Source organism: Parafrankia sp. EUN1f (assembly GCF_000177675.1).
GTDB lineage: Bacteria > Actinomycetota > Actinomycetes > Frankiales > Frankiaceae > Parafrankia.
Genome location: NZ_ADGX01000215.1, coordinates 1 through 11,910, shown reverse-complemented (window position 1 = coordinate 11,910; position 11,910 = coordinate 1). Strand labels below are relative to the sequence as shown.

The 11,910-nt window shown below is 70.3% G+C and carries 11 protein-coding genes; 2 read left to right on the top strand and 9 right to left on the bottom strand.

Features of this window, described 5'->3' with window-relative positions; genetic code table 11:
- Positions 1–146 precede the first annotated feature (146 nt).
- The 3 genes from FREUN1FDRAFT_RS35250 to FREUN1FDRAFT_RS35240 form a co-directional block, all read right to left on the bottom strand.
- Positions 147–1,166 carry a hypothetical protein gene (locus FREUN1FDRAFT_RS35250; protein ID WP_006545170.1) on the bottom strand — a complete coding sequence of 340 codons (1,020 nt, stop codon included), beginning with the start codon at positions 1,164–1,166 and terminating at the stop codon, positions 147–149.
- A gap of 176 nt (positions 1,167–1,342) precedes the next feature.
- Positions 1,343–2,695 carry a hypothetical protein gene (locus tag FREUN1FDRAFT_RS35245; RefSeq protein ID WP_006545169.1) on the bottom strand — a complete coding sequence of 451 codons (1,353 nt, stop codon included), beginning with the start codon at positions 2,693–2,695 and terminating at the stop codon, positions 1,343–1,345.
- Positions 2,692–3,678 (bottom strand): NUDIX domain-containing protein, encoded by a 987-nt coding sequence (locus FREUN1FDRAFT_RS35240; RefSeq protein WP_006545168.1) that lies wholly within the window; start codon positions 3,676–3,678, stop codon positions 2,692–2,694. The genes FREUN1FDRAFT_RS35245 and FREUN1FDRAFT_RS35240 overlap by 4 nt, the downstream gene beginning before the upstream one ends.
- Before the next feature lie 193 nt (positions 3,679–3,871).
- On the opposite strand from FREUN1FDRAFT_RS35240, the gene FREUN1FDRAFT_RS35235 reads away from it, so the two are divergent.
- Together FREUN1FDRAFT_RS35235 and FREUN1FDRAFT_RS35230 are read left to right on the top strand one after the other, a co-directional pair.
- Positions 3,872–4,219 carry a metallopeptidase family protein gene (locus tag FREUN1FDRAFT_RS35235; protein WP_006545167.1) on the top strand — a complete coding sequence of 116 codons (348 nt, stop codon included), beginning with the start codon at positions 3,872–3,874 and terminating at the stop codon, positions 4,217–4,219.
- Positions 4,220–4,476: 257 nt separating this feature from the next.
- Positions 4,477–5,061 (top strand): GNAT family N-acetyltransferase, encoded by a 585-nt coding sequence (locus tag FREUN1FDRAFT_RS35230; RefSeq protein ID WP_006545166.1) that lies wholly within the window; start codon positions 4,477–4,479, stop codon positions 5,059–5,061.
- 480 nt (positions 5,062–5,541) lie between these two features.
- Here FREUN1FDRAFT_RS35230 and FREUN1FDRAFT_RS35225 read toward each other — a convergent pair whose 3' ends face one another.
- The 6 genes from FREUN1FDRAFT_RS35225 to FREUN1FDRAFT_RS35200 are packed head-to-tail and all read right to left on the bottom strand — an operon-like array spanning position 5,542 to position 11,755.
- Positions 5,542–6,546 carry a hypothetical protein gene (locus FREUN1FDRAFT_RS35225; RefSeq protein ID WP_232295566.1) on the bottom strand — a complete coding sequence of 335 codons (1,005 nt, stop codon included), beginning with the start codon at positions 6,544–6,546 and terminating at the stop codon, positions 5,542–5,544.
- Positions 6,547–6,596: 50 nt separating this feature from the next.
- Positions 6,597–7,700, bottom strand: coding sequence for an SCO2521 family protein (locus FREUN1FDRAFT_RS35220; RefSeq protein WP_006545164.1), 1,104 nt, complete (start codon positions 7,698–7,700; stop codon positions 6,597–6,599).
- On the bottom strand, positions 7,700–8,698 hold the full coding sequence (locus FREUN1FDRAFT_RS35215; RefSeq protein WP_006545163.1) for an SCO2522 family protein: 999 nt from the start codon (positions 8,696–8,698) through the stop codon (positions 7,700–7,702). Before FREUN1FDRAFT_RS35215 ends, FREUN1FDRAFT_RS35220 begins: the two co-directional genes overlap by 1 nt.
- Before the next feature lie 4 nt (positions 8,699–8,702).
- Positions 8,703–9,623, bottom strand: coding sequence for an SCO2523 family variant P-loop protein (locus FREUN1FDRAFT_RS35210; RefSeq protein ID WP_006545162.1), 921 nt, complete (start codon positions 9,621–9,623; stop codon positions 8,703–8,705).
- Between the two features lie 14 nt (positions 9,624–9,637).
- Complete coding sequence (locus tag FREUN1FDRAFT_RS35205; RefSeq protein ID WP_006545161.1) at positions 9,638–11,500, bottom strand: SCO2524 family protein; 1,863 nt, start codon at positions 11,498–11,500, stop codon at positions 9,638–9,640.
- A gap of 51 nt (positions 11,501–11,551) precedes the next feature.
- Positions 11,552–11,755, bottom strand: coding sequence for an HTH domain-containing protein (locus FREUN1FDRAFT_RS35200; RefSeq protein ID WP_006545160.1), 204 nt, complete (start codon positions 11,753–11,755; stop codon positions 11,552–11,554).
- Positions 11,756–11,910 lie beyond the last annotated feature (155 nt).

The following is an 11,910-nucleotide window of genomic DNA, read 5'->3' as shown; positions in this document are numbered from 1 at the left end:
CGGCCGCGCCGGCCCGGGCGGCGCACAGCCAGTCGACCACCGTCCCTTCCCAGCATCGCCGAAGCCCAGATCGATGACGATGACGTGATCGCGATCATCATCGCGATCACGACCCGCGAGGCGGTTCACGGCTCGTTCCCCGGCCTCTAAAGGCGCGCGATGCCGCGGCTACCGGCACCGGCGATCCGCCGGTCGAGCGCACCCGAGCCGCGGACGACCACGGACCGCGAACCGCGGACGGCCACCTCACGCGAGTACCGCTCCAACGCGCGGCCGACACTCGGCACCGCCGCGGCCGAACCGACGTCCCGCAGGTCGTCGAGCCCCTCGTCCAGGTCGATCGCCGCCTCACCCAGGCCGATCGTCACGGCGATCGTCTCGCAGACCGCGTCGAGATCGTCGAGCTCCAGCACCCGCTCACCGAGCAGCGCCCGCCAGGTTCCGAGCACCTCGCTGTCACCCGCGTGGGATGTCCCGGCGGGAATGATGAAGTAGACGTGGTAGCGGCGCTCCACCTCGGCGAGGATCCGCTCGACCGACAGGCGCTCCGTCAGCTGGTCACCGATTACCTTGGCGACCTGGCTCGGCGACACCCGGCCGTAGGGCAGCTCGTCACCGACGATGAACAGGTACCCACGCCGGCCGCGCCGGTCGAAACAGTCCGTCGCGGTGTGCCGGGCCATGAAGTACAGCGCCAGCTCGTACGACTCGTGCATCTGCCCGCCGCCCCCGCCTTCCAGCAGCATGGCGCCGAGCTGGTCGTCCATGCGGTTGTCCGACTCGAACTGGCCGATCTGCAGCGGGACCCGGTCACAGCTCGCGTCACCGATGCCGCCGAAGAGGATCTGCGGGTGCTGGACGTATCCCTTGCGCAGCAGCAGCCCGAACAGCTCGGGCAGCCGGGTCTGCAGGGTGCGCGGCACCTGGCCCATCGACCCGGTCACATCGAACAGGACGGAGATCGCCAGGCTCTCGGGGTGCTCGTCATTGTCCCGGCTCTCCCGCAGCCCGACCCGCCAGGGGTCCAGGTCGGGGTGCGCCTTCCAGGACTGGCGGGGCCTGTTCGCCCGCAGCGAGTCGCTGTACTGGAACGCGCTCGCCCCGCTGCGGGCCCGGTAGCCCGCTGCCGCCTCGTACACGTTGGTCGACCAGGATCCGCTGCCCATTTCTCTCCGCCTCCGGATTTCGAACGAGTGGTTCTTCTGCAGGTCTGGTGGTCGTGGTCGGTCTGCGTGGCCCGTGGCCGGTGGTCGCGGCCGGTGGTCGCGGCCGGTGGTCGCGGCCGGTGGTCGGTGGTCGCGGCCGGTGGCCGGTGGTCGGTGGTCGTGGCCGGTCCGGGACGTCATCCGTCCGCGGCGGGCAGGTGGAACGGCCGGAAACGCCGCGGGCCGTACAGCCGCTCCAGCACGTCGTCCAGCTCGGTGAGCAGCCGCCAGGCGTCATGCGGACGGCGCGCCACGGCCGGCAGGGTGCAGCCGCGGGCGAAGGCGCGCAGCCGCGCGGGCAGGCCCGGGCCGATCAGGTACGTCATGCAGCGGGTGGCGAGGTAGATGTCGGTGGCCTCGTCCGGTCGGCGCCGCGCCGCCACCTCCGGCGGGTACATCGGCGCGAAACGCGGCACGACGGCCGGCACCCGCGCCGCGGCATCCGCCGTGCCGGCGGCCGGGCCGTTGTCCGGGCCCGCCGCCGAACCGGCCACCGAGCCTGCGGCCGGGCCGACTGCCGGGGCGGTGTCGGGTTCCCGGATGACGCTGTAGCACCAGTCGACGAGCACCAGCCCGTGCTTCTCGGGATGGATGAGCACGTGGTCGGGCACGACCGCGCCGTGCAGCACCCCGGCGCGGTGGGCGTAGCCGAGAGCCACCAGCAGCCGACGCCACATCCAGGCCGCGTCCCGCGGGTCGACCCCCTGGGGGTAGGCCGCGTGGACCCGGGTGAGCGGTTGGAACCCGTCGAGTCGCTCCAGGACGTTGACCCGGCGCCGTGGCGCGGAACACTGCCCGCCGCCGGTCGCCGGAGTGTGCAGGAACGACTCGACCAGGCGCGGCGCGTAGGCGGCGAACCGCCGGTCCCCGGCTCGGGCGAGCCGGGTGAGAGCGGCGGCCTCACGCTCCATGAGGTCGTTGTCCGCAGCGGACCGCGGAACCTTGAGTAACCCCGTGCGCCTCGTCCCGCTCGCCGTCTCCCGGCATTCGGCCGGGTACAACAGAGCCACATCACCCTCGATGACCCCACCATCCGGCCGCCCACCGGCCGCCCCGGCGGCCTTGGCCACCGCGGTCCGCCGCGGGACGACCCGAATCGTGTGGAGGTGACGCCCCGTCCGGATGACCGTCTCCTCGATGTCCCCCGGTTCGACGTCCCCCGGTTCGACGTCCGCGGAATCGGTGGTCGGGTCGGCGGAGGCCGCGGAGGCCGCACGGCCAGCCGCCCCGCGGCCGGTCACCTGCGACGGCTGCAGACTCTGGTAGCGAAGCCACAGGTCACCAAGCCGGACGAACGCGGCGGTCGCGGCCCCGGACCTCGCCGCCGGCACCCGGTCCGGGTGCACGAGGCGAGCCAGCCTCCGGTATCCGGTGATGCCCGGTGCAGGCCCGAACACCCCGACGAGATCAGGCCAACCGGGTTCCGGCGGGACGTCGAGCAGCAGGCCCAACGCCCCGTCGAGCCCGGACGGACCCGGCTCGGGTGTCATCGCGCACCATCCCGGGCACCGTCCTCGACGCCGCCCCCTGTAACGGCGTCGAGGACGGACTCTCCCGGCTCCGCACCGGACGGCCGCAGCAGCGCCGGATACAGGAGCGTCGCGGGACCGGCCCGGTACAGCCGAGCCCGGCGGCCGCCTCGGTTGCCCCCGCGTTCCGTCGTGGTCCCGGTGTCCTCCAGGAACCCGGGCACCGACAGAAGCTTGCGATGGAAGTTGGCCGCGTGCGGAGCTCGCCCCCACACGATCGTGTAGACCTCACGCAGCTCGGAGATCGTGAACTGCTCCCCCACGAACGCTGTCGCCAACGGCGTGTACTCGATCTTCGAGCGGGCTCGCTCGATCCCGTCGGCCAGGATGCGCCCGTGGTCGAACGCCAGGTCATCAAGGCAGACGGCGTCGAACCCCGGATCGGCACGCCCCGAGGGGTCGAACGAAAGGCCGCCCGACACTGTCGACAACGGCGCCCAGGCCGCGGCGGCCGCGTCACCACCGGCGGTCGGGTCCGGCAGGTCCGGCGCGAAGGCGAGATAGGCCACGGAGATGACCCGCATACGCGGGTCACGCCCAGGAGTGCCATACGTGCCGAGCTGCTCGAGGTGCACCCGCCGCGGGGACTGCGCTGACAGCGGCGACAGCGGCGACAGCGGGTCGGCGGCGGCGAGCGGGTCGGCGGCGGCCAGCCCGGTCTCCTCGGCCAGCTCACGGGCGGCCGCTTCGGGCAGGTCCTCCTCGCCCGCAGGCCCTTCCACGCCGGGGCGCGGCCGGACGAACCCTCCCGGCAGGGCCCACCGGCCAGCGAAGGGCGCTTCCCCGCGGCGCACGAGCAGCACATGAAGCCGACCGTCACGCAAAGTCAGGGCAACCACATCCACCGTGACCGCCACGGGGTCAAAGGCCCGCGGATCGTAGGTTCGGGGGTCGTAGTCGCCACCCCGAGTCGAACGTGCCGGCATGTGGTCGCCCGCAGACATGGTTCACCACCCTTGCTCCTGACCGGCCAGCCAGGAGGCCCGCCAGTTATTCTCGAAACGAGATTTTCTGAAGTTGAGAATAACCAGCGGGATCAGTCGAGGCAACCCCGGCAGTGGCACCCGGCCCTGTCCAGCGGGCGACACCGAGCCGGCAGGGGCGGCCAGAATCGGCGGCGGGCAGCAGGATGGCCCCATGGTCACCGTCAGTCCCGAACGGTTCGAGGCCCTGGTCGTCGCCGCACTCGACAGCCTGCCCCCCGAGCTGGGACGGCAGATGCGCAACGTGGCCGTCCTCGTCGAGGACGAGTCCCCGGAGGGTCCGGGCCTGCTCGGCCGGTACGAGGGCGTGCCACTGACCGAGCGCGGTGACTGGTACAGCGGCGTTCTCCCAGACCGGATCACCATCTATCGGATGCCGATCTGCGCCATGAGCGACTCTGAGGACGAGGTCGTACGCGAGGTCCGGATCACGGTCGTCCACGAGATCGCGCACCATTTCGGCATCGACGACGCCCGCCTGCACGAGCTCGGCTGGGGCTGAGCCCGCGCCGGGCCGAACGACCTCGCCTCCGGCGTCGCGCCCGGCCTCGGGTTCGGCCTCGGGTTCGGCCCGGCAGTGTGCGCCGCGCGGTCGGCCACGAGATGGTGAATCTCACCGGAGCGCCGAGGTCCGGCACCCCCGCCAGCACCGAGGCCGGCTTCCAGGTGTGGCCGGGTACACGAGATTCCCCATCCAACAGGCGCCCATGACGCAACACTGAGCCCACGTATCCGGGCGTTGGCAGGCAGGATCGGCATGTGCGGACACGTCGGGCAACGGATGACGACTGGCCGGCGATCTGGCCGGTCTGGCACGCCGTTGTCGCCGAAGGTGAGACGTGCACCTGGGATCCCGGAACCGACGAGGCCAGCGCACGCCGGCTGTGGATGTTGCCCGAGCCCGCACAGGTTCTGGTGATGGAGGTCGACGACGGCCCCGCCTCGACGCGAGTGGTCGCCACCGCGCTGCTCGTTCCCGCCCAGCCGGATCTCGGCAGCCACGTGGTGCTGGCTCAGTTACTGATCGATCCGACCCTGGTGAACCTCGGCGGCGGGGCATTCGGCCCCGGCGGCTACGGCCCGGCAGCCGCGCGGGCAGCCGCCGCGCGGGCGGTCGGGCGCGCCGCCGGCGAAGGGATGATCGACTATGCGGTCAACCTCGACTATCGGGCGATGCAGGTGAACGCGGTCGTCGCGGCCAACACCCAGCTGGTCGCCCTGTGGCGCTCGCTGTCCTTCCGCATGGTCGGCACCCTGCCAGCGGCCTTCCGCCATCCCTGGCATGGCGAGGTCGACCTCTACGTGATGCACCGTTTCCTGCCGCTGCCGCGCCAGGCGCCCTGACCCTGAGCCACCCGTCGGGCGGAGGACCGAAGCTCACGACCGAAGAGTTGAGGATCTCGGTCGTTCCAGAGCGTCGAGCAGAATCCGATCTTCAGGCTGTGACTGCCGCCGGGCAAGAGTTGAGGATCTCGGTCGTTCCGACAACCAAAATCCTCAGCTCTTGCTCAGAAGCGGCCGCATCCACCCGACTACCGATCCTGGCTGACGTGATTCTCTCGGCGAGGTCCGCGGAACGCGGGGTGCGAGGTACCGGGCACAATCAGGCCAGCCCACAGCCCACAGCCCACACCCCACAGCCCGCGGCTCGCGGCTCGCGGCTCGCGGCTCGCGGCTCGCGGCTCGCGGCTCCGAGCAGCGGTTCGAAGCCCCGAGCGGAAGCTGCCGCGGTCGGCCTCAGTCAGCCGCGGTCGGCGCGAGGCCGGGCCCAGCCCGCCGCGAGGCCGGGCCCAGCCCGCTCAGCCCACACCAGGCCCGGCCCGTTCATCCCGGGCCGGTTCCGGCCGTGCCTCCCGCCGCCTCGGCCGCGGCGGCCTCCTGCCAGATCTCGTCGAACAAGGCCTTCCGGTCACCGATCCGAGTCCGGTCGAACCACAGTTTGGTGCTGGTGATGCTGGCACCCTGCAGCGCGCCGGCTTCGACCTCGTAGCTGACACTTTCGTCGAAGAGGATGAAGTCGCGGAAGGTCTTGCGCCAGCCGGTCACCCCGCTCCCGGTGTGGCCGCCACCCGGGACGACCACGCTGTGCACCTTTATTCCGGCTTTCTCCTGCTCCTCACGGATCTTGAGGAAGTCGCCGTTACGCAGAATTCTCTCGGTGTTCAGGATGAAGACCCTGTGCACCTTGACGCCGCGGTTCACCGCCTCCCGCTGCGCCATCAGGTAGGCCCGGCCGAGCTCACTGTTCCAAAAACCATCGCTGAAATTCCTGCGCCCGCCGTCGACATTCGTCGTGCTGGTCGCCAAAATGCTGCCGCGAGCGGATCGGGTGAGCGCGAGAAGCCAGTCACGGTCCTCACCAGGAAAGGTGACCGACTCTCCTTCCAGGCCGCGCAGCAGCTCGTGCAGCCCACGGATCTCATCAGCGACGAGCCGCCCGAGTATGGGGTTCGGCGGGCTGAACCTGGCCAACCGGTCGACCAGTCCGCTGACCGGCCGCGCTCCCTCCACCGCCGTCTCCACGGCCGAGCTCTCCAGCTGTTCCAGCAGCCGGGCACCGTGGTTCATCGTCTCGAGCTCCCGGGCGACCTCCTGCCTGGTCTCGTCAAGCTTGCGATCGACATCCCTGCTGATCTCGACGAGCTTGTCGGCCTGCGCATGCATACCGTCCTCGAAGACCTTTTCCAAGGCAACCTGGTGCTGCACGATGAGACTCACGCCCGCGATGAAGGCGGAGAGCATGGTCGTCCAGGTCCAGTCACCGTCCAGTAATGTGCTGGCGAGAAAGGTCACGCCACCGGTGGCGAAGGCCACCGCGCCCTCTCTCATGATCCTGAGAGTACCGGTCGTAAACATGTCTTCCCCCGTTCGGTGCACCGCTAGGCCCCGTGCGAGACCTCCTCGAAACCGTCATTGAATGCGTTGGAACTCCGCGCCGAGACCACCGACTGGCTTTCGAGTATGGCCATCATCAACTGGTTCTGGATCTGTCCGCGCAGGCTGGCCCACTGCTTCGAGAAGCCGGGGCGCCGTTCGAGCGCGGCCCATATTCCAGCCAGGTTCTCCGCCACCTTCGCTCCCGGCATCCACAGGTGCAGCAGGTGGTCGATCGCCGGCCGGATGCGGGCGACCACGTCCGCCGCCGGATCCACGCCTATCCGGCTGTTGTCCACCAGGGACCCCACGGTTGACAGTAGCCAGTCGTGCAGCGCGAGATCCTCGCAGACGACCACCGCATCGGTCAGGTCGCGAACCTGCGGTGGGAGGCGCAGCCGCAGTGTCCGCAGCGACTCGTCGTGGACGACGAACTCGATGTCCGGCGCTGCCGGCTCCTCCGATCCCGGAGGGTCAGAAGGATCAGGAGGCTGCCAGGTGACCGCGAACCGAAGTCTCGTCCGGCGGGCCCGTAACAGGGTCACCCGGTCGATGTGCGGCATCCGTTGCACCCGGGTGAGCAGTCGGTTCCCCACCGCGCCGAGGTCGAGGGGGCCCCGGGCGGGGTCGGCGGCGGAGGTTCGGGTCGGCTCCTGGAGGAAGCCGTCGGCGAGGTCGTCGCCGCTGCTGCGCCCGTCGACCTCGATCACTCCCGGGCGGGCCAGGTAGTGCGACCACGGCAGCCGCCGCTCCCCGACCGCGCGGACGAGCCGCGTCCGCGCCGACGCCTGGAGGATCACACCTCCGGTCACGGATACCCGGGCCAGGACCGTGCCCACCCCGTTCGCGGCCGTACCCGTGCTGGTGACAAGCGGGCAGTGCACACCAGTCCGCTCGTCCGGCGACACCGCGTGCGCGAACGGCCTGGTCGCGCTGCGGACCCTGCTCCCGGGGTCCAGATCGAGCAGTCTGGCCGCCGTCTCCGCACTGACCTGGTGGGAGTTCTGGAGGAGGGTCGTCCGCACCTCACCGACGAGCACGTCCACGTCCGCCAGCGTGGCGGGTGGTGTTCCGCGCGCCCGGGCCCGGGCCGGCACCGGCGCCGGCATCAGGGCCCCAGAAAAAGGTAGGAGATGCGGCCGGTGGGCTCGGCCGGCAGCACGATGCCCTCTTTCTCGGCCCGCCGGGCCGAGAACTGCAACACGGTCGGATCCACACCGACCTGGCCGAGGATGACCCGCACCGCGTGCTCGACCGGAAGATAGGTCGTGTCCAGTGCGGAGAAGGTGCGGTAGGCGCAGAAAGGCGGCGCCCCGCCCCGCATCTGGCCGATCGCGGGGAAATCAGACCACCGGTCGGGGAGATCCGCGGGATCGACCGGCACCGGGGTAACCACGTTCTCCCCGCGTGCCCGTACCAGACCAAGCCGCAGCAGCTGCCAGACCGCCGCCAGAAATGCACACGACCATCTGGTCTCCGCCGGGTCCCGCGCGCCGCGAAGCTCGACGTCGAGAAATACCGAATGCCGTCGTGAGGCATTCTCGGCCGGCGGCTTCCACGCCCGCGCCGGGCCCATCGCCGCGCCGATGGTCGCCGGGGACCTCGATCCGTTGCAGAGCCAGCCGCTTTCATGCACAGGTGGGCGCGAGCCGTTCGTCCCGTCGGGTGGATCGGGCACGAGCAGCTTTTCGACCAGCGGTGCGAGCGGAACCGCGCCGTCCTCCGCGCAGGCGGACTCCCTTGCTATGTAGTCGATCCTCAGGCCGCTGTCAGCCGCGGCGGCGAGCAGTTCCGGTACCACCGTGCCCGGCGGCGGCATCGTCTCCCGCTCGGAATAGTCGTCCACGAGCAGACAGGTCGCCACCCGCGGATTTCCCCGTTCGATGCCGGCCAGGGCGGCAACCCGCGAACGGTCGACCCAGGGAGCGATCCGACGAAACTGACGGCGCAGCGTCTCACCCTGATCGCGGAAGTCCTCGGGGTAGAAGTGGCCGAGCTCCACCGAAACATGGGACAACGGCACCTCGACCGTCCGCTCGACGGCACTCGTCTCCCGGAACATCACGCGGGCCGTGGCCGTCGCACCTTCGACGGACAACGATTCCACCGGCTCAGAGCCCTTCCCACATACCGTCGTCGGTCAGTCGCTCGGCAAGCTGCTCGAATGCCTTTCCGGTCTCCGCGTTGGCGATGCGGGTGTTCGAGATGTCGTCCTCGACGATGATCTGCTCACGCCATTGCAGAACAGGGTCGAGGGGAATGGATCCCAGCATCATGCTGGTGCCCAGCCGAAGCTTTCCCGCCAGCTTCTGCAGGTCGGTGTTGATCGCCTGCAGCCAGACCTCCTGTTCCGGGCGAAGGCCCTCGAGCTGGGCCGAGCCCTGCTCGAGCACCGCCGTGCGGACGAAGCGAATGCCGTCCTCCAGCTCCCGGCGCTCGTGCCCGCAGCCCGTGCCGGTGTCGAGAATGCCCTGCGGCCCGTGTACCAGACTCGACGCGGCGCGGATGTGCTGGCTCGTCCAACGGTGGAACACCAGCCAGCGTGCGGTCTTCTCCGCGATCGCCGGATCAGCCGTCGCGCGCAGCACCAGCTCCGTCGCATACGACCTTCCGGAGCTCAGGTCGACGAGGGTCAGCTCGAACTCCTCGTCGAGGCTCAGGAACAGCTCACAACAGCGATCGACCATCGCGTCGTCCACCGGGAACTCACCGCCGCCGAAGTCACCGGGCAGCAGGGTGAGCCGGCCCGCCCCGAGCGGCTTGGACCATCTGCCGCCGAGACCTGAACCGGTCCAGACGTCGAGCTGCTCGGCCTCCGCCACGTTGCCGGCGAGATAGCTGTGCAGCCCGGAACCGCTGGACGTTCCCTGGCCGGCCGCCTCGACGCCGAAGATGGCCCCAGCGGTGGGCGAGCCGAAGTCGAAGTCGAGGTAGCACACGTTGCTGCCCTGCAGCGCGCGACGGTAGGCGACGTTGCAGCTCGTCACGGAGCGGCCGGTGCCGCCCTTGTCCGAGGTCGCGAAAATAATCATCGGTCGCCGGCCGCTCAGGCCTGCCGGGCCAGGGCCAGCGCGTCGAGGTCGCGCAGCGCCTTCTGCAGCAGCGCCACCGCGGTGGCGGGCTGGCGCTCGCGCAGCTCACGGGCTCGGCGCAGGTTCGCCTCGATCCCGTCCAGCCGGGAACGTGTGGGCGTCGCGGTGGTCGGCGACGAACGCAGCAGCTCGCTCGCATGCAGGTGGTCGGCCTCGGCGAGCAGGTCCAGGGCCTGGTCGGCCAGCCTTCTGCTGTAGGGCCGGATGTCGGAGATCGCCGCCACGGCGACCAGCGACTCCATCACCCGCTCGGTGAAGTACCAGGAGGGCTCGAGGTCTTCGTCCGGCTGCGGCCTGGGCTCCTTGACCGCCCTGAACACGTTGTCGATGTCATCCCACAGGTTCGCGTTCTCGCCGGCGGCGATCTGGCGGGGCTGCAGGTGTCGTGACCAGATCTCGTCGGCCAGCGTCACCAGCCTGTCCCGCAGGGCGCTGTCACGGGTGATGGACGCCGTGCGCGCGACCCTCTTGAGCAGCGTCGTCGAGAAGTCGGCGACCTGCCAGACGACGGGCGGCCCCAGCACCTCGGCGCCGACCAGTTCGAGACGGACGCCGGGACTGTGCAGAGTGATCTCGGCCTCCCCTGGCAGGGCCCGTCTGGTGACACGCGCGCGGCCCGCCAGCTCCTCCAGAATTCTCGTCACCCGGTCGATGTCGACGTCTCGGGCGCTCTGCTCCGCGGCCAGTGCCTCGACGGTGATGGCGGTGGCCAGCAGGCTGTCGTAGTCCGTCTCGGTGCCCTCGTTCTCGGGGCGCCGGCCCCGCCAGGGCACCTCTTCAACCGCCCAGCGGTTACGGCCGAAACGGGCGATGGTCGACCAGTAGCGCTGGGCCAGGTTCAGCCGGAGTCGCAACGCGCTCACGAGGCCCTGCTGCTCGGGGGCGATGAGACTCAGCCGGTTGGTGCGGTCGGAGAAAAGGTCGACGATTCCGTCCAGCGCGGCGAGGGTGAAATAGAGCGACACCTTCGCCTCGGCGAGTCCGTCACGCTGCACGACGGCCGCGGCCGCGCCGGCCTCGACGGGCGGCGCGTCCTTGATGACCCCCCAGGACCAACCACATTCGAAGAGGAGGGTGTCGTCCTCCACGACCTCCGGGGACGGGGTCTCGACACCCATCGTCAGCTCGGGCAGCGAGGCGCGGGCCGGGGCGAGGGCCTCTCTCAGCCCGCTGAGCACGCTCTCGGTGGAGCGCCCGCCGCCGCTGACCAGAGTGCGCAACGCCTGGCCGTCCTCGGAATCCGCGGAGAACGAGCGCACCGTGAAGCTGCGGAGGATGCCGACCATCGCGGCCGACAGCCGGCGCGAGGCGGCGGCCTCAAGTTCGCTGAGCTCCTTGCGCAGGGCATCGCGCCGCACCGTGGGCCGGAACTCCTTGACGAAGCCGAGGACGGCGAGCGAAAGCGTGATGGACATCGAGAACGAGTCGACGACGTCCAGGCCGAGCTGGTCCGGCTTCAGCTCGTCGCCCTCGCGCTGGGCCCGGAAATAGGAGCCGCCGGCGAAGGTTGGGTTTCCGCCCTCGTCGGAGTACCGCTCCATGTACGCCAGGAGAGTCCGCACCAGAACCTGCGGGATCCGGCGGGGATCGCCGAGCTCCGAAAGGGCCTCGGCGACGTCGCCGGCCGTCTCGTCCGGTCGGACGAAACCCATACCGGCCATCTGGTAGGCGGGATACATGATACAGAGCAGCTGCTCGGCATCACTGGTCGAATTCGAAGTGTCACGGCCACCGAAATTCCATTCCTCGTCGGGAAACGAGTACCTGGCGGCTGCCTTCCAGAGCTCCAGCAGGAGCTGCCGCGGTCGGATGTCCAACGCTTGTTCCCCCTGTCCTGACGTTCAGAAGCCGCACGCATGCGCACCGCCTCACCGGCGAGGCAGCGAGCCCTCCTGGTCGGGGAGCAGGCCCTGAGCGCGCGCCATCGCCCGGTAGCGGACAACAGCCCTGGTGGACACACCCAATTCGTCGGCGATCTGACCCGCGGTCCGGTGGGCACGGGTGAGCTCGGCGGCTACCCGTATCCGCCGCACGACGGACACCGAGTCGGTGTCCACGCTGCAGGCGCTCACATCCTCTCCTCGGAGGCCGGGTGGATGCCGCCCTGGTCGTCGAGGAGAACCCGGGCACCCCGGTAGAGCACCGGGGCCGCGGCCGGGTCGTCGCCGCGGTGGACCTGCCAGCCGTTGTCGTACCGGTCGGACGCTCCGTCAGCCAGCGCGTGACC